At 57.8% G+C, this 21,129-nt stretch carries 21 protein-coding genes and 1 pseudogene; 13 read left to right on the top strand and 9 right to left on the bottom strand.

The window, feature by feature from the left end; genetic code table 11:
- Nucleotides 1–104 precede the first annotated feature (104 nt).
- The gene (gene punR / locus ACWHXD_RS09160; protein WP_138762149.1) at nt 105–1,019 is read left to right on the top strand and encodes a DNA-binding transcriptional activator PunR; all 915 of its coding nucleotides are present in this window, start codon (nt 105–107) and stop codon (nt 1,017–1,019) included.
- Nucleotides 1,020–1,141: 122 nt separating this feature from the next.
- Here punR and ACWHXD_RS09155 read toward each other — a convergent pair whose 3' ends face one another.
- Complete coding sequence (locus tag ACWHXD_RS09155) at nt 1,142–2,311, bottom strand: aspartate aminotransferase family protein (protein WP_138762150.1); 1,170 nt, start codon at nt 2,309–2,311, stop codon at nt 1,142–1,144.
- Between the two features lie 102 nt (nt 2,312–2,413).
- Between ACWHXD_RS09155 and ACWHXD_RS09150 the strand changes: the two genes are divergently transcribed.
- Nucleotides 2,414–3,319, top strand: a complete 906-nt coding sequence (locus ACWHXD_RS09150; RefSeq protein WP_138762151.1) for a LysR family transcriptional regulator — start codon at nt 2,414–2,416, stop codon at nt 3,317–3,319.
- Here the strand turns inward: ACWHXD_RS09150 and ACWHXD_RS09145 are convergent.
- Together ACWHXD_RS09145 and fabV are read right to left on the bottom strand one after the other, a co-directional pair.
- On the bottom strand, nt 3,316–3,939 hold the full coding sequence (locus ACWHXD_RS09145) for an HAD family hydrolase (protein ID WP_138762152.1): 624 nt from the start codon (nt 3,937–3,939) through the stop codon (nt 3,316–3,318). The two genes, ACWHXD_RS09150 and ACWHXD_RS09145, sit on opposite strands and share 4 nt — an antisense overlap.
- Before the next feature lie 258 nt (nt 3,940–4,197).
- Nucleotides 4,198–5,391: an enoyl-ACP reductase FabV gene (gene fabV, locus ACWHXD_RS09140; protein WP_138762153.1), complete on the bottom strand. Its 1,194-nt coding sequence runs from the start codon at nt 5,389–5,391 to the stop codon at nt 4,198–4,200.
- Nucleotides 5,392–5,667: 276 nt separating this feature from the next.
- On the opposite strand from fabV, the gene ACWHXD_RS09135 reads away from it, so the two are divergent.
- The 4 genes from ACWHXD_RS09135 to ACWHXD_RS09120 all read left to right on the top strand — a co-directional run bounded on the left by ACWHXD_RS09135 (nt 5,668) and on the right by ACWHXD_RS09120 (nt 8,840).
- Entirely contained in the window at nt 5,668–6,492 is an 825-nt protein-coding gene (locus tag ACWHXD_RS09135; RefSeq protein WP_056791828.1) for an aspartyl/asparaginyl beta-hydroxylase domain-containing protein, read from the top strand.
- A 148-nt stretch (nt 6,493–6,640) separates the two neighbouring features.
- Nucleotides 6,641–8,014 (top strand): nucleotide 5'-monophosphate nucleosidase PpnN, encoded by a 1,374-nt coding sequence (ppnN, locus tag ACWHXD_RS09130; RefSeq protein WP_138762154.1) that lies wholly within the window; start codon nt 6,641–6,643, stop codon nt 8,012–8,014.
- Nucleotides 8,015–8,190: 176 nt separating this feature from the next.
- Nucleotides 8,191–8,448 (top strand): AbrB/MazE/SpoVT family DNA-binding domain-containing protein, encoded by a 258-nt coding sequence (locus tag ACWHXD_RS09125; protein WP_032892812.1) that lies wholly within the window; start codon nt 8,191–8,193, stop codon nt 8,446–8,448.
- Entirely contained in the window at nt 8,445–8,840 is a 396-nt protein-coding gene (locus ACWHXD_RS09120; protein ID WP_032892813.1) for a type II toxin-antitoxin system VapC family toxin, read from the top strand. Before ACWHXD_RS09125 ends, ACWHXD_RS09120 begins: the two co-directional genes overlap by 4 nt.
- 135 nt (nt 8,841–8,975) lie before the next feature.
- Here the strand turns inward: ACWHXD_RS09120 and ACWHXD_RS09115 are convergent, their stop codons facing one another.
- Nucleotides 8,976–9,305, bottom strand: a complete 330-nt coding sequence (locus ACWHXD_RS09115) for a YXWGXW repeat-containing protein (RefSeq protein WP_138762155.1) — start codon at nt 9,303–9,305, stop codon at nt 8,976–8,978.
- A 130-nt stretch (nt 9,306–9,435) separates the two neighbouring features.
- Nucleotides 9,436–10,329, bottom strand: a complete 894-nt coding sequence (locus ACWHXD_RS09110; RefSeq protein ID WP_138762156.1) for a DMT family transporter — start codon at nt 10,327–10,329, stop codon at nt 9,436–9,438.
- A 97-nt stretch (nt 10,330–10,426) separates the two neighbouring features.
- Here ACWHXD_RS09110 and ACWHXD_RS09105 point away from each other — a divergent pair, with 97 nt between their 5' ends.
- Complete coding sequence (locus ACWHXD_RS09105; protein ID WP_138762157.1) at nt 10,427–11,263, top strand: LysR family transcriptional regulator; 837 nt, start codon at nt 10,427–10,429, stop codon at nt 11,261–11,263.
- Between the two features lie 63 nt (nt 11,264–11,326).
- On the opposite strand, the gene mqo is transcribed toward ACWHXD_RS09105, so the two are convergent.
- Complete coding sequence (gene mqo / locus ACWHXD_RS09100; RefSeq protein ID WP_034135222.1) at nt 11,327–12,973, bottom strand: malate dehydrogenase (quinone); 1,647 nt, start codon at nt 12,971–12,973, stop codon at nt 11,327–11,329.
- A gap of 481 nt (nt 12,974–13,454) precedes the next feature.
- Here mqo and ACWHXD_RS09095 point away from each other — a divergent pair, with 481 nt between their 5' ends.
- Nucleotides 13,455–14,642 (top strand): MFS transporter, encoded by a 1,188-nt coding sequence (locus ACWHXD_RS09095; RefSeq protein ID WP_138762158.1) that lies wholly within the window; start codon nt 13,455–13,457, stop codon nt 14,640–14,642.
- 183 nt (nt 14,643–14,825) lie between these two features.
- Here ACWHXD_RS09095 and ACWHXD_RS09090 read toward each other — a convergent pair whose 3' ends face one another.
- Together ACWHXD_RS09090 and ACWHXD_RS09085 are read right to left on the bottom strand one after the other, a co-directional pair.
- The gene (locus ACWHXD_RS09090) at nt 14,826–15,047 is read right to left on the bottom strand and encodes a hypothetical protein (protein WP_138762159.1); all 222 of its coding nucleotides are present in this window, start codon (nt 15,045–15,047) and stop codon (nt 14,826–14,828) included.
- Between the two features lie 145 nt (nt 15,048–15,192).
- Nucleotides 15,193–15,558: a DUF6124 family protein gene (locus ACWHXD_RS09085; protein WP_138762160.1), complete on the bottom strand. Its 366-nt coding sequence runs from the start codon at nt 15,556–15,558 to the stop codon at nt 15,193–15,195.
- 627 nt (nt 15,559–16,185) lie between these two features.
- Here ACWHXD_RS09085 and ACWHXD_RS09080 point away from each other — a divergent pair.
- The 5 genes from ACWHXD_RS09080 to ACWHXD_RS09060 all read left to right on the top strand — a co-directional run bounded on the left by ACWHXD_RS09080 (nt 16,186) and on the right by ACWHXD_RS09060 (nt 20,771).
- Nucleotides 16,186–16,548 carry a hypothetical protein gene (locus ACWHXD_RS09080; protein WP_499083848.1) on the top strand — a complete coding sequence of 121 codons (363 nt, stop codon included), beginning with the start codon at nt 16,186–16,188 and terminating at the stop codon, nt 16,546–16,548.
- A gap of 1 nt (nt 16,549) precedes the next feature.
- Nucleotides 16,550–17,173 carry a hypothetical protein gene (locus ACWHXD_RS09075; protein ID WP_138762161.1) on the top strand — a complete coding sequence of 208 codons (624 nt, stop codon included), beginning with the start codon at nt 16,550–16,552 and terminating at the stop codon, nt 17,171–17,173.
- A 79-nt stretch (nt 17,174–17,252) separates the two neighbouring features.
- On the top strand, nt 17,253–18,026 hold the full coding sequence (locus ACWHXD_RS09070; RefSeq protein WP_238344556.1) for a hypothetical protein: 774 nt from the start codon (nt 17,253–17,255) through the stop codon (nt 18,024–18,026).
- 973 nt (nt 18,027–18,999) lie between these two features.
- Nucleotides 19,000–19,662: a hypothetical protein gene (locus tag ACWHXD_RS09065; protein ID WP_138762162.1), complete on the top strand. Its 663-nt coding sequence runs from the start codon at nt 19,000–19,002 to the stop codon at nt 19,660–19,662.
- Complete coding sequence (locus tag ACWHXD_RS09060; protein ID WP_138762163.1) at nt 19,659–20,771, top strand: helix-turn-helix domain-containing protein; 1,113 nt, start codon at nt 19,659–19,661, stop codon at nt 20,769–20,771. Before ACWHXD_RS09065 ends, ACWHXD_RS09060 begins: the two co-directional genes overlap by 4 nt.
- 67 nt (nt 20,772–20,838) lie before the next feature.
- Here the strand turns inward: ACWHXD_RS09060 and ACWHXD_RS09055 are convergent.
- Nucleotides 20,839–21,065, bottom strand: a pseudogene (locus tag ACWHXD_RS09055) (phage portal protein); the annotation flags it as partial.
- Between the last annotated feature and the right edge of the window lie 64 nt (nt 21,066–21,129).

Raw genomic sequence — 21,129 nt, 5'->3', positions numbered from 1 at the left:
GCCATCAAACTATTTGCTGACTGGCGCCCATTATGAAGCTGACAATATCTGTGTGAAGCGATAATAATTGGATACTCTTATCAATAATTTTGAAGGCAGAACCTATGTGGTCGGAATATTCCCTGGATGTGGTCGACGCCGTCGCCCGTCACGGCAGCTTCAGCGCCGCTGCCCAGGAACTGCACCGCGTCCCCTCGGCCATCAGTTACACCGTGCGCCAGCTCGAAGAATGGCTGGCCGTGCCGCTGTTTGTGCGCCGGCATCGCGACGTGGAACTGACCCCCGCCGGGCGTTTATTCATCGACGAAGCCCGCGGCGTGATGAAAAAAATGCTCGGCACCCGGCGCCTGTGCCAGCAGGTGGCCAATGGCTGGAGTGGGCAGTTGAAGGTGGCTGTGGACTCCATCGTCAAACCCCAACGCTGCCGGCAGTTGGTGCTCGACTTTTATCGGCAGTTTCCCGAAGTGGAATTGCTGCTCGAATACGAGGTGTACAACGGCGTGTGGGATGCGCTGGCGGATGAACGCACCGACATCGTGATCGGCGCCACCAGCGCGGTGCCGGTGGCCAGCCACTTCAGCTTCCGCGACATGGGCCTGTTGAACTGGCTGTGCGTGGTCAGCGCACGGCATCCGCTGACGGCGGTGGAAGGTTTGCTCAGTGATGACCAACTACGCCCCTTTGCCTCGCTGTGCATGACCGACACCTCACGCAACCTGCCCAAGCGCGACACCTGGACCCTGGATAACCAGCGCCGCCTGGTGGTGCCCAACTGGGCGTCGGCCCTGGATTGCCTGCGCGATGGCCTGTGTGTAGGCATGGCGCCGGCCCATCAGGTGTTGCCATGGATCGAGCGCGGGCAGTTAGTAGCGCTACAGTTGAGCCGGCCATTTCCAGCCAGCCCGTCGTGTGTGGCGTGGGCGCAGAACAAGCTGTCGCCGGCCATGACATGGTTGCTGGAATACTTGGGCGATACGGAGACCATGAACCAGGAATGGCTGAATGGTGGTGATCTCTAAAGGTATACAGGCTCCCCTGTGGGAGCGGGCTTGCTCGCGAATGCGGTGTATCAGCCAATGCATCTGCAAGCTGATACACCGCATTCGCGAGCAAGCCCGCTCCCACATTTTCTAATCGTATTTCAGTCCAGTAGGCGGGTGATGGCCCGTACGATCATCTCCACTTCCTTGCGCTCCAGCGTCAGCGGCGGCAACAGGCGAATGATCTTGCCCCGCGTGACGTTGATCAACAGCCCATGCTCCTGCGCCGCCCGTTGGGCCAGGTCGCGGTAAGGGCTGGCCAGCTCAATACCGATCATCAGGCCCTTGCCACGAATTGCCCGCACCTGGGGATGTTCCTCCAACTCCATGCGCAACCGCGCCAGCAAGTGTTCGCCCTGGCGTGCGGCATTTTCGAGCAAGCCTTGCTCCTGGATAATCTCCAGCACCGTACACCCGACGCGACACGCCAGCGGGTTGCCGCCAAAGGTGCTGCCATGGCTGCCTGGGGTGAACAGCTGCGCGACGGCGGCGCGGGCCAGGCAGGCGCCGATGGGCACACCATTGCCGAGGCCTTTGGCCAGGGTCATCACGTCCGGCACGATGCCTTCGTGCTGGAAGGCAAACCAGGTGCCGGTGCGCCCGATGCCGGTCTGGATTTCGTCGAGCATCATCAGCCAGCCGTGGCGCGTGCAGTGCTCGCGCAGGGCTTTGAAGTAACCCGACGGCGCCACCAACACACCACTTTCGCCTTGGATCGGTTCAAGCAACACCGCCGCAATGCGCGTGCCGAACTGTGCGGTGAGCGCCTCCAGCGCCGCCATGTCGCCAAAACCAACCTTGATGAAATCGCCGGGCAGGCGCTGGAACCCCAGGCGCACCGACGGCCCGTCGCTGGCGGCCATGGTGCCGAGTGTGCGGCCGTGAAAGGCGTTCTCCATCACGACCACCAACGGCTGTTCGATGCCTTTTTTCCAACCGTGCAAGCGCGCCAGTTTCAGCGCCGTCTCGTTGGCTTCAGCGCCGGAATTGTTGAAGAACGCACGGTCCAGCCCGGACAGTTGGGCCAGGCGCCGGGCCAATTGTTGTTGCCAGTCGATGCTGTAGAGGTTGGAGGTGTGCAGCAGCAAGCCGGCCTGTTCGCTGATGGCGGCTACTAACCTGGGGTGGGAGTGGCCGACATTGGTTACCGCCACGCCGGCCACGGCGTCCAGGTATTCGCGGCCCTGCTGGTCCCACAGGCGCGTGCCCAGGCCGCGGGTGAAGCTCAGGGCCAGGGGTTGATAAGTGCTCATCAGGCAGGCGGCGGTCATGGTGGCGGCTCCAGTGCATCGTTGGGGTGGATCCAGTATGGTTAACCACCCTCGCTGGATAAACGTAGAATCGCTGCAATAACTTTAAACCAGGGCTTGATAATGGATTTGTTCCAGGCAATGTCGGTGTACGTGAAAGTCGTCGAAACCGGCAGCATGACCGCCGCCGCGCAGGAATGCGGAATCTCGACCACCATGGTGGGCAACCATCTGCGGGCGCTGGAGCAACGGCTTGGCGTCAGCCTGCTCAAACGCACGACGCGTAAACAGAACCTCACCGAATTTGGCGGCCAGTATTATCAGCGCTGCCTGGAAGTGCTGGGGCTGGTGGCCGACTCCGAGCTACTGGCCGAGCAGGTCCACAGCGAAACCCCCAAAGGCAGCCTGCGCATCACCGCGCCGCCGGTGTTCGGCACTGAACGCCTGGTGCCGGCCTTGAGTGAGTTCGCCCAGCGCTACCCCCTTATCGACCTGTACGTGGTGATGAGCAATGAGCGCATGGACCTGGTCGACAGCGGTTTTGACGTGGCGATCCGTCTCGGCGAACTTGAAAGCTCCAGCCTGATCGCCCGGCCCCTGCAGGCCTACACCCTCACCCTTTGCGCCTCCCCTGCCTACCTGGCGCGACGCGGCACACCGCAAACCCCGGCCGACCTGCAGCAGCATGACTGCCTGGCGTTCGCCTACCCCGCCAACGACAACTGGCGCGACACCGATAAACTCTGGCGCATGACTGGCGATGAAGGTGAGGTGCAGGTGCCGGTGTCCGGCTCATTGACCATCAACAGTTCCCAAGGCTTGCGCCAGGCCGCGATCAACGGCATGGGCATCACCATGCTGGCCGATGCCCTGGTGCAACCGGACCTTGCGAGCGGCAAGCTGGTGGCCTTGCTGACCAGCTATAAACTGCCCAGCCGCCCCATGCACCTGATGTATCGCCAGGACCGCTACCGCCTGCCCAAGCTGCGGGCGTTCGTCGACTTTGTGATGGAGAAATGGGCGCGCTAGAACGCCACGCCCAACTCACGCAAACGCGCGGCGGTGCGCTCGGCCGATACGTGGTGAATGCCCTGCCAGCCCAACGCGATGGCGGCCTCAATGTTGCCGGCGACGTCGTCGATAAACACCACTTCACTGGCCTGGATGTCTGGCAAGTGTTCACGCACTTGACTGAGGCTGGCGTGGTAGATCGCCGGGTCAGGCTTGATCAGCTTCACCTCGCCAGACACCAAGATGTCGCGAAAACGCGTCAGGAACGGGTAGTTGGCCCGGGCGTAAGGGAAGGTTTCCGCCGACCAGTTGGTGAGCCCGAACAGCGGCATCTCAACCTGGTCCAACGCCTTGAGAATCGCCACGCCCTCGGGCAATTCACCGCGCAGCATTTCGGGCCAGCGCGCGTAATAAGCCTGGATCAGGGCCTTGTGCTCGGGGTATTGGGCAACCAGGGTACGGGTGGCTTCAGCCAGGGAGCGACCAGCATCTTGCTCGGTGTTCCAGTCCTGGGTGCAGATGGTGTCGAGAAACCACTGACGCTCGACGTCGTCGGCAATCAGCTGGCGGTACAGGTGCTGCGGGCTCCAGTCGAACAGGACACCGCCGAAATCAAAAACTACTGCACGAATCGTCATCAGATCCTCCGTTAGCGTGGCTTGATAGCCGCTGGAGTCTGACAGATCTACATGAGGGAGGCGCGCGGCGGGGCGTAAGAAGTGTCTGAAAAGACAGGTGGGAGGAGGCACGGCCTCATTGAGCGAACGCAATGCTTAAAGCAACGAAGATCAAATGTGGGAGCTGGCTTGCCTGCGAAAGCGGTAGTACAGCCTCAGATGCTGCGACTGACACACCGCCTTCGCGGGCAAGCCCGCTCCCACATTTTTTACCGCGTTTTAAGCTTGGATCAGGCCGTGGATTTTGACGGTCGGGTTCACATCCGCGTCGTAATCCACGCCGTCGACTTCAAAGCCAAACAAGCGCAGGAATTCAGCCTTGTAACCGGCAAAATCGCTGATCTCGTTGACGTTGTCGTCGGTCACCTGGTTCCACAGTGCGGCCACGGCGTCCTGGACCTTCGGTTCCAGCTCGGCCAGGTCGGCACGCAGGCGGCCATCGGCGTCGAGTTTCGGCTGGCTGCCGTACAGGCTGTCCTTGAACAGGCCGTAGACCTGCTCGATGCAGCCTTCGTGGGTGCCCTGCTCTTTCATCACCTTGAACAGCAGCGACAGGTACAGCGGCATGATCGGGATCGCCGAGCTGGCCTGGGTGACCACGGCCTTGAGCACCGACACGCGGGCGTCGCCCTTGAGCGCAGCGAGGTTTTCGCGCAGGGTCAAAACTTTCTTGTCCAGGTCTTTCTTGGCTTCGCCGATGGAGCCGTTCCAGTAGATGTCCTGGGTCAGCTTCTCACCGAGGTAGGTGAACGCAGTGGTCTTGGCGCCTTCGGCCAATACATCGGCGTCACGCAGGGCGTCGATCCACAGCTGCCAGTCTTCGCCGCCCATGACCTTCACGGTACCGTCGATTTCTTCCTGGGTCGCAGGCTCAAGCGTGGTGTCGACCACCACGCCCTTGTCGGTGTTGATACCGCGCAACGTCACAGCTTTGCCGATTGGCTTGAGGGTGGAGGTGTGCACCACGCCTTGCGGGTCGGTACGGCGTGGCGCGGCCAGGCTGTAGACCACCAGGTCGATCTTGCCCAGGTCTTTCTTGATGGTCTCGATGGTCAGGCGCTTGATCTCGTCAGAGAACGCGTCGCCGTTGATGCTCTTGGCGTACAGGCCTTTTTCCACAGCAAACTTCTCGAACGCCGCGCTGTTGTACCAGCCGGCGGAGCTCAGCTTGCCTTCTTCGCCTTCTTTCTCAAAAAACACGCCCAGGGTGTCGGCGCCGCAGCCAAACGCAGCACTGATGCGCGCGGCCAGGCCGTAGCCGGTGGAGGCACCGAGGACCAGTACCTTTTTAGGGCCGCCTTCGATGACGCCGTTTTTGGTTACGTAGTCGATCTGCTCTTTGACGTTCGCTTCACAGCCAACAGGGTGAGCGGTCACACAGATAAAGCCACGAACCCGCGGTTTGATGATCATAAAAATTTCTGCCTCTTCCAAGGTGCCGAAGGCCAATAGTGGCCATTCAACTTCAATCGTACCGGTCTATGACGCCTGAAAAACCGAAGCGTCACGATAGTCGCAAATCTTCTGTTCTCAAAATTCAATCCACAAAACGTCGGAGCCTGCACGGCAACGGTTACAAATTGTGCAGCGGCTTCACAATTTCACCCTATTAAAAAACGCCTGCGCGCCTCATAAACCCCTATGATGACGATATTGTTTCAATATATTTCGGCTTTGGAGCCTCGTTTCATGAGCAAAAATGCTGTCGGCAAAAAGCTGGTGTCCCTGGCCTGGGTGCTCGGCGTTCTGCTGTTGATCTACTGTTTCCCGCGCAGTTGCCTGGTGTTTCTGCTGTTGGTGGTGTGCTGCGGCGTTTATGACTTCCTGCGTAACGGCCTGTACGACCGCGACACCATCAAGAAGTATTTTATCGGCAACGGCCGTAATACCTGGGTGCTGGCACCGTTCAACACCCTGCTCGACCTGCTCAGCAGCCGTAACCGGCATGTCTACACCCTGAACGACCTGCCACCGGCCTGGCGCGAAGACCTGCAACAGGTGATCGACGACGCCATGGCTCGCAAGGATGAAATCATCAGCTACCTGGACGAGCGCATGGCCGAGAAGAAACGCGGCATGTTGTTTTTCCAGTGGTACGGTCGCCCGATCGAAACCACATTGGATATCCCGCAGTTGCGCAAGAAATTGCCGTTCGTGAAAACCATCGGCGTCTCGGTGTTCAACGAGAACCGCTCGACGTCGTTCCACTTCGGCCCCCTGCGCATGATGTTCCGTGTGCTCTACAACATGGCGCCGGCACCGCACCATGAGGGCGTGTATATCCAGGTGGGCAAGCACAAGCACTACTGGCACGACGACCCGCTGTTTATCTTCGATGACACGTTGATGCACGCGTCCTTCAACAAAAACGACGCCAAACGCTACTGCCTGTTCATTGATATTGTGCGCCCGACCTTGCTGCCCTCGGTGCTCAACGCCGTGATCGCAGGGTTTGCCGGCCTGGTCTTTACCCTGCGTCGGGTTTTCTACAAAAACTGGAAGCTGATTCAGTAAGTTCTGCGGCATGATGGTGTTGGACGGCATTTGCGCTCGGCCTTGCGCCTGAGGTAAATATCCGTCTCGTGCGACCTTAAGTGGCGCTCACCTTTCTCAAGCCATCGCCCCCAAGCGGGCGCGGTGGCTATGCTTTCAAGGAATCAGAATGCCCCAACGTCAAGTCATCAACGCCTCCGTCAGCCCCAAGGGCAGCCTCGAAACCCTGTCCCAACGTGAAGTGCAGCAACTGAGCGAAGCCGGTACCGGCAGCATCTACACCCTGTTCCGCCAATGCGCCCTGGCGATTCTCAACACCGGCGCGCATATCGACAACGCCAAGACCATCCTCGACGCCTACAAAGACTTTGAAGTGCGTATTCACCAGCAAGACCGTGGCGTGCGCCTGGAACTGCTCAACGCCCCGGCCGATGCCTTCGTCGATGGCGAAATGATTGCCAGCACCCGCGAGATGCTGTTCAGCGCCCTGCGCGACATCGTCTACACCGAGAACGAGCTGGACAGCCAGCGTATCGACCTGAGCAACTCCCAAGGCATCACCGACTACGTGTTCCACCTGCTGCGCAACGCCCGTACGCTGCGCCCGGGTGTGGAGCCGAAGATCGTGGTGTGCTGGGGCGGCCATTCGATCAACACCGAAGAATACAAATACACCAAGAAAGTCGGGCACGAACTGGGCCTGCGCAGCCTCGACGTGTGCACCGGCTGCGGCCCCGGCGTAATGAAAGGTCCGATGAAAGGCGCGACTATTTCCCACGCCAAGCAACGCATCACCAATGGTCGTTATCTGGGCTTGACCGAGCCAGGCATCATCGCTGCCGAAGCGCCGAACCCCATCGTCAACGAACTGGTGATTTTGCCGGACATCGAAAAACGCCTGGAAGCCTTCGTGCGTATCGGTCACGGCATCATCATCTTCCCCGGCGGCGCCGGCACGGCCGAGGAGTTCCTGTACCTGCTGGGCATCCTCATGCACCCGGACAACCGCGACCTGCCGTTCCCGGTGGTACTCACCGGGCCCAAACATGCCGCGCCGTACCTGGAACAATTGCACGCGTTCGTCGGCGCCACCCTGGGCGAAGCGGCGCAGAAGCATTACCAGATCATCATCGACGACCCGGCTGAAGTGGCCCGCCAGATGACCACTGGCCTCAAGGCGGTGAAGCAGTTCCGCCGCGAGCGTAACGACGCGTTCCACTTCAACTGGCTGCTGAAGATCGACGAAGGCTTCCAGCGCCCGTTCGACCCCACCCACGAAAACATGGCCAGCCTGCAACTCAACCACGCGCTGCCGGCCCATGAACTGGCGGCCAACCTGCGCCGGGCGTTCTCCGGGATTGTGGCAGGTAACGTCAAGGACAAGGGCATTCGCCTGATCGAAGAAAACGGCCCGTATGAGATTCACGGTGACCCGGCCATCATGAAACCGCTGGATGAGCTGCTGAAGGCCTTCGTGGCCCAGCACCGCATGAAGTTGCCAGGCGGCGCGGCCTATGTACCGTGCTACCGCGTGGTGCAATGAGCTAGCGGCGGTCGGTCATAGTTTGTATCTGTTTGGGGCATGTCCCGGCGTGTGAGGTTCGAGTGTTCGGGCTAGGGTTTTACTATTCCTTCCAACTCACCCACCTCAGCGAGCGACCTATGGACCAACGGATATTGTCCTCTGTCATTCCTTACCCTAAGGTAAGGAGTATCACGATGGAGATCTTCACTATGGCCACCGCCACACTCACTTCAAAAGGGCAAATCACCATCCCTGTCCAGGTCAGGACGGCCCTGGGCCTGGAAACAGGCGACCGGGTGGAATTCGTTGAAATGGAAGACGGCAAGTTTTCCATGATTGCCGCGAGCAAAACCGTCAAAGACCTCAAGGGTTTGATCCGCAAGCCCGCCCATGCCGTGTCTATCGAAGACATGAACCGCGCTATCGCGGCCCAGGGAGCAACCGCTGGATGATTGGCCTGGATACCAACGTGCTGGTGCGTTATGTGACCCAGGACGACCCGGTTCAATCCGCTAAAGCATCCCAACTGATCGAATCGCTCACCGCCGCCTCGCCAGGCTTTGTCAGCCTGGTGACCCTTACGGAGCTGGTGTGGGTGCTGCAGTCCTGCTACCAGTCGGCCAAAAGCGACGTGGTAATGGTGCTGGAAACCTTGTTGCACACGCGGGAGCTGACCGTCGAGCACGCCGATATCATCTGGCAGGCACTGCGCAAGTTCACCGCAGGCAAAGCCGACTTTGCCGACTGCCTGGTTGAACGCTGTGGCCATGCGGCGGGGTGCGAGTACACCGCCACCTTTGATCTGAACGCGGCCAAGGCAGCGGGGATGAAACGGCTCGGCTAGCCCGCTTTTTTGTGTAGGAGCGAGCTTGCTCGCGAAAAACTCACAGGCACCGCGTGCAACCTGAATGCCCGCGTAACCGTTGACGTTTTTCGCGAGCACGCTCGCTCCTACAGAGGAAAGGGTGATGAGGTTTGGTCAGCGAACCCAGCCCCCGACCTGCCAATGGTAGCCATCGTTACGCTGCACCCAGTGCGGATGCACGTAGCGATAGCCCTGGCGCACCGGCTCCCAATGGCCGTGCACCGCGACGTAACGCCCGCCCTCCCAACGCCAGTAACCGCGTGACCAGATATAACCCTCGCGTACCGCCGGTTCGACTTCGATCACCTGCACCGGTGGCGGCTGCGGCGCCACCACTTCAACATACTCACGTTGCACCGGCCTGCGCTCATGCACCACACGCTCTTGTACACACCCGGACGCTGCCACCACCACGGCGGCCAATGCTGCATAACGTAGCAACATACAAAACCCTCGGGCGCGAACGCCCAACACCTGCACTGGTAAAAATCCCCCCTTGTTACAGCCGCGCTCCTGCTTGGCCCTGGGTACTTTTTAACAGGCGATGTCTGTCAGATTGCTGAACCTGCAAGCCTCAGGAAGTACAGGCGACAGTCGGTCGCTTCAGGCGCACCAGCACCAGCCCCGCCACGACTACGGCAACGCCCGCGTAAGTGGATGCATGGATCACATCGCCAAACATCAACGCCGCCCACACCAGCGTCACCGGCGGCTCCAGGTACACCAGCGCTGCCACATGCGTTGCAGTCATCACCCGCAGCAGCATCCACAGGCTCAAGTAGGCGAGGAAAGTGGAGAACACGGTCAGCCATACAATCGAGATCAGTACGTTGGTGTCATGGGGAATGCTCAGGGTGTCGGTGTAGATCACGGCCGCGGTAAAACCTATCAAGGTCAGCAGCGACTGGATAAACAGCGGCAACACCAACCCGCTGTCCTGGCTCTGCACCGAGCGACGCTCGTACAAGGTCGCCAGCGTTAACCCAAGTGCCGACACCAGAGGCAGCAGATACATGACCAGCCCGACACCCTGCCCTCCACCGCCATACTGCCCAGCAATTACAATCGACACACCGACAAAGCCGATCATCAACCCCACCCACTGCCAGCCGCCACTGCGCTCGGACGCCCTGCCCGTCGACAATGCCGCTGTCATCAACGGCTGCAACGCCGCAATGATCGCCGCGATGCCGGGCGGCAGGCCGTTCTGGATCGCCACGTAAACGCAGCTCAAATAGAGGAATTGCGACAGGAAACCAACGACCGCGTGATGGCGGATCTGCTGCCAGGAAACCCTCAGCAAACGCCTGTTCAAAAACAGCGCCAGGCATAGCGAAACCAACAGAAAACGCCAGAAAAGCAGGTTGAACGCATCTCCACCCTGAGTCCCCAGCTTGGCGCCGATAAAGCCTGAACTCCAAGACAGCACAAACAGCGCCTGCAACACCCCCAAGGTAGATCGCTTCATATAGCCTCCCGTCGCTGTGATCGAGTTAAAGGCTAAGGGCGGCGCCCGCTTCTGTATATTTGAATAACCGGAACAACCAATCCGAAAAAATAGAATCATGGCCAAACAACTGAACATCGAACTGTTGCGCACCTTCCATGCGGTGGCACGCTTTCGGCGCTTCAACGAGGCGGCCGAGCATGTGCACCGCAGCGCCTCCACCGTGACCACGCAGATCCAGAAGCTGGAGGATCAGGTCGGCCAGCGTCTGTTCAGCCGCAGCAACCAGGGCGTGGAATTGACCCTGTATGGCCAGAAACTGCTGGGGGAAACCACCGAGTTTCTGAAAAGCCATGACCGTTTGCTGATCTCACTGATGCCCCAACGCATGCAAGGCAAAATCCGCCTGGGCGTGCCAGATACCTATGCGCCCGCCTTCATACAGGAGTTTGTGCCGCGACTGATCGCTGACAACCCCCTGCTGGAACTGGAAATCGAAGCGCGCACCAGCGGGCAATTGCTGGGTTTATTTATCGCCAACCAGCTGGACCTGACGCTCACCGTCAGCCCACTCCCCCTGGCCCAAGGTGAACGCCTGGGGCCCGTGCAACCGCTGTGGGTGGCGGCCGAGGGTTTCAGCTCACCGCCGAATGTGCCATTGCCCGTTACCGTGCCCATCGCGGGTTGCCCTTATCGAGCGGCAGCGTTACAGGCGCTGAAAGATCACGGGGTTTACCATCGCGTACTGCTGGAAAGCCCCAACTCATCGGCGGTAGAGGCATGCGTGCGCAGCGGCGTGGCCGTGGGCCTGATGGAGGAAAGCCGCATGGGCGAAGGGCTGAGGCAAATGACGGAGCTGCCAGCCCTCCCCGCGCAGCATCTGTACCTGCTGTGCGATACCGCTAATGCACTGGCACTGCACCTGTACGAGCAAGTCAGGTATTTCAGAGTCTGAACACCGCCCACAAAAAAGCCCGCTGACCGTCGCCGGTTCAGCGGGCTTTTTCGTGGGTGTGGCTTACAGCGCCAGGTCAGAAACCGGCTTGCTTGGCTCAGCCGCAGGCTTGGCAGCCTCGGTGGCCTGTGGAGCAGCCAGCTGCGGGATCGCAGGTGGCGGGGTCAGTTGCAGGATACCGGCGGTGTAGGCCCATTCCTTGGCAACCGCTTCAGGGCTGTCGTTCAGCTTGGTGCCGTAGCTTGGCACGATCTGGTGCAGTTTTTCCTGCCAGGCCGGGCTGGCTACTTTGTCCTTGAACACCTTTTGCAGCACGGTCAGCATGATCGGAGCCGCGGTGGACGCGCCTGGCGATGCACCCAGCAGGCCGGCGATGGTGTTGTCGGCAGAGCTGACCACTTCGGTACCCAGCTTCAGCACGCCGCCTTGCTCTTCGTCACGCTTGATGATCTGCACACGCTGGCCGGCTTGCCACAGGCGCCAGTCGGACTGCTTGGCGTTCGGGAAGTACTCTTGCAGTGCCTTGAAGCGGTCGTCATCGGACAGCATCAGTTGGCCGGCGAGGTACTCGACCAGTGGGTATTCACGAATACCAACTTTGGTCATTGGCCAGATGTTGTGGGTGGTGGTGCTGGTCAGCAGGTCCAGGTACGAGCCTTCCTTCAGGAACTTGGTGGAGAAGGTCGCGAATGGGCCAAACAGAATCACGCGCTTGCCATCCAGCACGCGGGTGTCCAGGTGCGGAACCGACATCGGTGGCGAACCTACCGAAGCCTTGCCGTAGGCCTTGGCCAGGTGCTGCTCAGCGATGGTCGGGTTCTCGGTCACCAGGAACGAACCACCGACTGGGAAGCCTGCGTATTCCTTGCCTTCAGGAATGCCCGACTTCTGCAGCAAGTGCAGGGCACCGCCGCCGGCGCCGATGAACACGAACTTGGCGTCGGTTTCAGTCTTGGTGCCGTCTTTGAGGTTTTTGTAGCTCACACGCCACGAACCGTCGGCGTTCTTGGTGATGTCCTGCACTTCGCTCGACAGCTTCAAGTCAAACTTCGGCGTGGTTTGCAGGTGAGCGACGAACTGGCGGGTGATCTCGCCGAAGTTCACGTCGGTACCGATCGGGCTCCAGGTGGCCGCGATTTTCTGGTTGGGGTCACGCCCTTCCATCATCAACGGAACCCACTTGGCGATTTGCGCCGGGTCTTCGGAGTACTGCATGCCAGCGAACAGCGGGCTGGCCTTCAGGGCTTCGTAGCGTTTTTTCAGGAACTTGATGTTGTCATCGCCCCACACAAAGCTCATGTGCGGAGTGGAGTTGATGAACGAACGCGGGTTCTTCAACACGCCCTGCTGAACCTGCCAGGACCAGAACTGACGGGAGATTTGGAACGCTTCGTTGATCTCGACCGCTTTTGGGATCTCAACGTTGCCGTTCTTGTCTTCTGGGGTGTAGTTCAGCTCAGCCAGGGCCGAGTGACCGGTACCGGCGTTGTTCCAGCCGTTGGAGCTTTCTTCGGCCACGCCATCGAGGCGCTCGACCATCTCCATCGACCAGTCCGGTTCCAGCTCATTGAGCCAGACACCCAGGGTTGCACTCATGATGCCGCCGCCGATCAGCAGCACATCGACTTTCTTTGCCTCTTCCGCGTGAACGGACGTGATCCCCATCGACAAAGCCAGCCCCAGCAGGGCAGTGTTTACTTTTTTAAACATCAGTAGCACCTATGATAAAACGCCATCCGCCCTACCGCCCCTGATCATGGGTAACCCTCGTTCACGCTACGTCAGGCAACGTACCGCGGGGTCTGCACAGTCACATAAAGGCTGCAGGGTGGGCACACAAGGCCGATGGATCGACCTCACTGTTATGTCCCTTCTGCGCTGACTTCTTATCATTATTGGCTTCAGCTACCTGGGCGAAAGCCAACCGCTGGGACGTATACGGGTGTACGCACCAGGGAAAGACTAGCCCAAGACGGCGCGCAGAATATCACGCTAAACAGCGTTTATGCGCCGTTTGGCCAATTGACAGGCCTAAATCGCGGGTTTTAATGCGCCTCTGTCAAGCCTGGCAGCCGCGACCTGCGGTCACAGGCGTGGAACTCTGCCGAAAATGGCGGTTCTAGACACCTTCGTCGCGGCTTGCGTAGCATCGGCGACGTCCTTCGTGTACACCCTCCACACAGAGTTACCCATGACTATCCAGCAAACACCCGGGCACGTACTGCCCGCGCGCAGCGCCGCCAAAATGGAAGCAGCCATGGCCGTGGGCGCCTTCGCGATCGGCACCGGCGAATTCGCCATCATGGGCCTGATGCCCGACATCGCCCAGAACCTGGGCCTGAGCGAACCCCAGGTGGGCCACGCCATCAGCGCCTACGCCCTGGGCGTCATGGTCGGCGCCCCGCTGCTGGCCATCCTCGGCGCCAAGCTGCTGCGCAAACACATGCTGCTGTTGCTGATGGGCCTGTACGCCCTGGGCAACTTCGCCACCGCCTTCACCCCCACCTTCGGCTCGCTGGTGGCCTTCCGCTTTATCAGCGGCCTGCCCCACGGCGCCTACTTCGGCATCGCCGCCGTGGTTGCCTCCAGCATGGTACCCACCGACAAACGCGCCGGCGCCGTGGCCCGAGTGATGATGGGCCTGACCCTGGCCATGCTGCTGGGCAACCCCATCGCCACCTTCCTCGGCCAACACCTGGGCTGGCGCTCGGCCTTCGCTCTGGTCAGCGTAATCGCCCTGCTCACCATCGCCCTGGTCTGGCAATTCGTACCCCACCGCCACGACGAACAACGCAGTGACCCACGCAAAGAACTGCGCGCCTTCACCAAACCCCAGGTGTGGATGGCCCTGTCCATCGGCGCAATTGGCTTTGCCGGGATGTTCTGCGTATTCAGCTACCTGGCGCCGACCATGCTGGAAGTGACCAAAGTCTCGCCCCAGTGGATTCCCTTCGGCCTCGCCGCCTTTGGCGTGGGCGGCATCATCGGCAACATTGCCGGCGGCAAGTTGTTTGACCGCATGCAGTTTCGGGCGGTGGGTTTGATATTGGTGTGGTCGATGGCCGTGCTGCTGTTCTTCCCCTTCGCCGCGGCGTCGCTGTGGGGCGTGCTGCTGAGCATGGGGTTGGTGGGCACCATGGTCGCATTGGCGGCGCCGTTGCAGATTCGGTTGATGGACATCGCACACGAAGCGCCGAGCTTGGCGGCGGCGTCGAACCATGCGGCGTTCAACCTGGCGAATGCGCTGGGGCCGTGGTTTGGCGGTATGGCCATCACTGCCGGCCTCGGCTGGACCAGCACCGGCTACATCGGCGCCGTCACAGCGTTGCTGGGCCTGGGCCTCTACCTGATCGCCCGGCGCATGAAAGGCGGCCACTAACGCCCTACTGGATCAAACTCTAGGAGGGCTTCTTGTAGGAGCGAGCTTGCTCGCGAAAAACTCACAAACGCCGCGTTTCTTCAGGAAGCCCGCGTTATCGTTGACGTTTTTCGCGAGCAAGCTCGCTCCTACAGAAGGCGATGACGCTTAACTGACAGGTATTAGTGCTTGCCCCCCACCCCATCAATCATCATGCAACAGCCCCGAACCATACTCCCCATAACTACTGCCCAGCCCACTGCCACCAAAATTCATCTTCGTGGCTTTGTTGGGGCTATGGTCACCAAACGCCTGGCACCCGCCTGAAAAGCACGGGTCGCTGTTGGTCACGCTCGATGAAAATGAACAAGCGCTTAACACCAACGTGCCGGTGATCATCACGACTTTGACGAGGTTCGAGATCATGGTTTCAGTTCCCTGTGGGCTGGAGGCGCTGGGGTCTTCTCTTGCAGGGAATCGTAGACCTCAACGGCGCAGGGAATTATGAAACTTTGCTGGGTGACAGCATGAGTTCAGGTTGCCGCCTTGGGTAAGGCGGCAGGGTTGGTTGTCAGGCTTTGACTGGGGCAGCTACAGGCGCAACCTGCTCCTGGGCTCGGTCAACGAGCAGCGAGCTCAACTCGATTAACTGCTGGATGCCCAGGGCGATGGCGCGTTGGGAGTCGTCGAGATCGAACGCCAAGGTGGCGGCCATTTCGTTGGCGGATGCGAGGTTTTCGGCGGCATTGGCCAGGAGGGTTTCGGGGTCGATGGTTGGGTTTACCAGGAATAGGTTGTTGCTTGGGCGTTCGGCGGGTGCAGCGTCGTCGGATGGGGGCAAGTGATGATGGATTGCTCGTTGGGCTGCGGCTTGAAGCTTAGGATCAGAGGATGCAGCGTTTGAAGCATAAGGCGGATTAGGTGTGACCTTGTACATGGCGAAGCTCCTTAACTATTCAGGAACTACCAGTCTCACTTCCACATGAGAGGTGGCAGCTGTACGCAGGTGTGGAAGACCAGGGCTAAGGACCCGGCGCACCGAAGTGCCCCGCGCACAGCCGCCGAAACACATGATACAGACGTAAAAAAACGCCGGTAGGTGTTTGTGACGATTGCGTCTTAGCTTGGTACGGACTTCCACATCCGACCGCTGGATTGGCAGCGGCTTGAGGAGGTTAGCTAGGGGTGGTCTTAGGGGCAAGCCGAGAAAAGCGTGGGAAATTTCCTAGACGATTTAACCTGTTCCCGAAATCACTCCACCGTCGGTAAGTCGTCCCGATGATGGATTGGAACTGCTAAATACTAGAGCCTCTGAAATCAAGGCCTCCAGAAGCCCTATATTTGTAGCGTACCAATTAATTCTTGCAACCGACCAAGCCACTATGGCTAATTTCTATTTGCATCAAGCAGTTAATGATCCAAATCAGCCGTGGTTCGTCTGAACGTAAGCGATTCCTACGATTCCCTTTGCATCCCTAAATACTGCGAAACGTCAATGTGGCTGACATTTGATCTGCCTGACTATAAGATCAATACCAAGACGCTAACCTCTGAAGGAGGTCAAATGGCCAAAAAACCTAAGGTTGCAGCCGTGAAAGCCCATGAAGCAAAAGCCCCGAAAGCTGATGCGAAGGCACAGGTCGGGCGGCCTGCCGCTGCACCCAAACCGAAAGCTGCGGCTAAACCAGGTGCTGCCAAACCAAAGGTTGCAGCTAAGCCGGCTGCTGCCAAGCCGAAGGTTGTGGCTAAACCGGCTGCTGCCAAACCGGCTGCTGCAGCGCGGACGCATAACTCACATTATGAGTCTGCTCAACTTATGAAGCAGCTGGCTCAACTCATTGCAAAGGATCCGGAGGAAGCCAAGGTATTTGGAAAGAAGACGGGTGTGTACACTAACTCGGGTGAACTGACAGCCGCGTATCGATAAAATGTACCAACACCTACCTTCATTCGTTTTGGGCTTTCATGGATGTGACCGTGCAGTTGCGGAGTCAGTACTTGACGGCGAGCTACTAAAACCAAGCACGAATGACTACGACTGGCTCGGACAGGGCATATACTTTTGGGAAAATAGCCCAGAGCGTGCGCTGAGCTATGCCCAAAGCATCAAACGCTACAACAAGCGCGGGAGAGGATCGATCAAGCATCCTTATGTAATTGGAGCAGTCATTGACCTTGGGCTTTGCTTCAATCTGACAGAGGAAGGCGCCTTGAATGAGCTTCAGGGGGCTTTCGAAGTTCTAAGTGCAACTGCAAGCGCTACCGGAAACTCCCTCCCGGTGAACAAACCTGGCTTCGAAGGAGATCTAGACTTGTTGAAGCGTCACTTAGACTGCGCTGTGTTCCAGAATATGCACGCGGCCCGCGCCCAGCTTGATCTGCCCGAATATGAGACTGTTCGATCGCCTTTCGACGAGGGTGAAGAGCTTTATCCTGGAACCAGCTTTAGACAAAAAACTCACATACAGATTTGTGTACGTAAAATCAGTTGTATCAAGGGGTTTTTTCGACCTTTGAAAGATGATGGCAGCCTATTCCAGCTCATCGATTAACCTCTTTCTTGATCCACTGAATAACCTGGTTTGCTCGACGCGGCAAGCGGTACGCGGACCAGAATGCACAGGAGGCTCAGTGAGGGATGACCCAATTTGGCTAGAAATTAAACAGGTTTGGCGACAGCTGAATGGTCAAGTACATCCTGTGGTTCTTCATTATCCGGACGAAGACCATCCATATCATGGGGTAGGTACTGCGTTCATCCTGGAACATAACGAACAGCTATTCGTGGTCTCTGCCCAGCACGTACTGGATAGCCAGAAGGCAAAAAGTGATGACTTTACAATTCTCATCCGAGACACCTCTTACTCGCTGATCTTCGACCTTGAGGCCGTTTTCCGTCCCGAGTACGAGCCACACTTCGACATATTGATCCGACGTGTCGCGCCGTTTCAACGTAATCTTCTTATCAAGCAAGGGGTGCATTGGGTGTGCACAGAGTTCACGATCGCCCCACAATATTATCAAGACGCAAAGATCTTCTACGTGTTCGGATACAGCGAGGACCATCGAGAGTACGACTACTCCGAAAAGCGTATAAGTGCTGCTCTCTCCTATCTGGTAGGCACGCTAGCAAGCCCAAACCTGGAGGAGATGGTTTCCCTTAAGCTTGTAGACGGCTATCCCAATTCGCTGAGAGGCTTCAGTGGCTCGCCTGTAATAGCGGTTATAGAAGAACAATGGATGTTCGCAGGAATGCTTACCCTGGCCGTGAAATCTACAGGCGTGATGAACTTCATTCCGGCTCATCGTATTGTGGGGTACCTGCTGGAGCTGGACGAGATGGTGCATTCAAATAGTGGCAACCTTGGTGATCCGCTGACAGCAGAGCCGACACCCGGAGAATAAATGCTGCTGATGCGGGCGAATGGATGCGCGCGAAAAATGCTCATTGAGGACGGCCCAGCACCAACTCAACAATATCTATACGATTACGCTCAACGTCCCAAACAGCGGGCAAAGAATAGACCTCTCTATGTAGCTGTTGCTTGTCGCTCCAATCGCATCACCTCGGTGGCAGACATGTGCGGCAGTGCATCCGCGCATGATCGTAATGAGTCCATAGAGAGGCGCGCGCAGGCGCCGCGTGTATAGCGATTGCGTTTTTTTGGGTTTGGCGGCGAAAAAAGGTAAGACAAGCAATTTCACCCGCTGAATCGGCCATTGCCCTTTATTTATGGGGCTTTGAGAGCAAAGCGGAAAGGTAGTATCCAAGCAATAAATAGGTTATATAATTACTTCTACTAAAGACAATATGCCAAATCAATAACGCCCTTTAAAATCAATACCTTGATAAATAATTACTTGAAGAGTTACTAAGAATAACCTACCCAAGTAATTCATTACCCCCAAATGAATCCAGGGCTCCCAGGCAAGTGCCCAACGCCACATTTCCTAATTACTTTTTTCCGACGCCTTTCCTGAAAACGCATATAAACATCACCAAACCCTTCAGTTACTCCGCTACCCTCCCAGGGTTCCGCAGGTTCTCACCCCTCCCAAAACACCAAGCAAGCGCCCAGCCTGAGCCGCTGGGAGTGGTCCGCAGGGGCGCAGAAAAAACGATCCATTTAGCCCGCAGGCGAGGTGGGGGGACGACGGCGCGCGCCAGGTGTAGATCCCTCTGCCGTCGCTTGTTCGCTGACTGCCCCCTCCACCACAACCACTACCGGAATGACAACGGTTGAATCGGGAGACAATAGCGCGCGCCGGATGGTCCTTGTGCGCTCCCCACTGGCGTACTGAACCCCCTTACACAGTTCTTTTTTTTTAACATCAAATGATGTATAAAAAGCGGAACCCGACAAGAAGAGTTTCACTAATGGCCAATGATTTTCTGAACCAGATTGAAAGCCTACCGCCCGAACAGGCTGTAGAGCGCCTACTGGGGATTACCGCTGAAGACTTACGTACCGTAGCCCTTCAGTTTTACCGTGTGACCTCTAACGCAGGTCCGCTCCAGCCAAAGGGTTCTGGTGGCACGCTTGCTTGGATCTATGGGACAGAGGCCCTTCGCGCCCTGACCCTTCCAAAAGGGTGGAAACCAACGGACCCGAGTAACCAGCCTCGCATTATCTCCCCGGACAACAAGCATGCCGTGACTGTTTGCTGTGGCGACGAGAACACTGGAAATCCGCATGCTGACCCCTTGACACGCAACAAGCGGGGCAATAGGACCAGCCGTAGCGTTCACTACAACGTTCGTCAGATGGACATGTTCCCGGTGGAACGAAGCGACAGGCAGCGACTCCCTTTGGACTCCTCGGCAGAGCAGATTTTCTGGATGCTCCTGTTCTACGTTGACCTAGAAAACCAAGTCGTACACTACGAGCTTTCGAGGCCGATCAACATGGCCGAAAACGGTAAGGTTGACGGATGGCTACCGCGCTTTATCATGCCGCCCCTGAACCTGAACGCCCCCGATGATTTCGGTGGATCAGATGCAGGCCCATCTATCGATATTCCTGTAACACCGAGAACATGAACGACATAAGCGATTTCAATCCGGCCCGTTTAGTACTAGCTCGTCAACGCCGAGGATGGACGAAGAAATCGCTTGCGGATGCAACATTGCTCAGCAGTAAAACGATTTCTCTCTACGAAAACGGTGACCAGTTGCCAACTGAGGAAAGCTTGGCCTGCATCGCACAGGCTTTAGGTTTTCCGATTCCGTTTTTTTCTGGTCGTGATCCGGAAGCCCCTACCGAGGAGAATGCGAGCTTCAGATCATTTTCACGAATGACCGCCGGTCAGCGTGATGCAGCTCTTGCAGCGGGCGGTATCGCGTACATGCTCAGTGACTGGATCGATTCGAAGTACCATCTACCTGCCCCTTTAGTTCCTGACTGCTCGGGGATGGATCCAGAAGCTGCAGCAGAGGCCGTGCGGGTAGAGTGGGGCCTTGGGCAGCTCCCCATAAAAAACCTGGTCCATTTGCTTGAGTTAAAAGGAGTCAGAGTCTTCTCACTTGCTGAAGAAACCAATCAGGTCAATGCATTTTCATGTTGGCGGAAGGGAATAACACCTTTCGTTTTTCTGAATACGCAAAAGTCTGCAGAAGCGAGCCGGTTTGACGCAGCCCATGAGCTTGGTCATTTAGTGTTGCACCGACATGGCACAAACAAAGGGAAAGAGATTGAGAGTGAAGCCAACGCTTTCGCGTCCGCCTTCCTGATGCCTTATCAGAGCATCTTGGCCCACGGCTGGAGCGTTAGTTCAGTTAAGGACGTTATCCGCGCAAAGAAGATCTGGAACGTTTCAGCTATGGCCTTGGCCTATCGCCTTCACAAAACTGGCGTGCTGTCAGAATGGGTTTACAGAAGCATGTGTATTGAGCTGTCCACTATGGGGGCTCGGACTCAAGAGCCTGAACCGTCTCAGAGAGAAACCTCTCAGGTGCTTCAGAAGGTTCTCGGCCTTGCTAGGGATACTGGGCGCTCCCTCACTGGAATCGCAAAAGAGCTGAATGTGTCTGTGGATGACTTGATACCAATCCTCTTCAGCATGGCACCTATAGCCATAAGTGGAGACTATGGGGCTTCGCCTGTTTCCGTCCCGAAGCGAAAGCCAAATCTCCGCTTAGTCAAAGCCTGATACTTTTCACCAATCGATGGTGATGCAAGCCGCCTTTTCGGGCGGCTTCGTTGTTTTTATGGAGGCTTCAGTCTGGTTCGAATGGTGCAAAGCGCACTACCTCTTCACCTAGCCACTCGTTTACTTCGGCCAGACGCACCTGCAGCGGCTCAAGCTCGTTCTCCGTCCGGACCTGGGCAGCCTCTCGCAACAACCCAAAACCACCTGCGTTCTGCGGCACTATGCCATCAATTGGGGTGGAATGCGCAAAGCCGCGAGCAGATCGTCGCGGCTGATGTGCGTGATCGCACAGAAGGGGAACAGATTTATTTATCCGCCACGATATCGGGTTTTGAGTTGGCAAAGGAAAAGCAAACGA

This window comes from Pseudomonas fjordensis (genome assembly GCF_976987115.1).
Note: the sequence above shows the minus strand (reverse complement) of the source record. Positions and strands in the feature narration are given on the sequence as shown.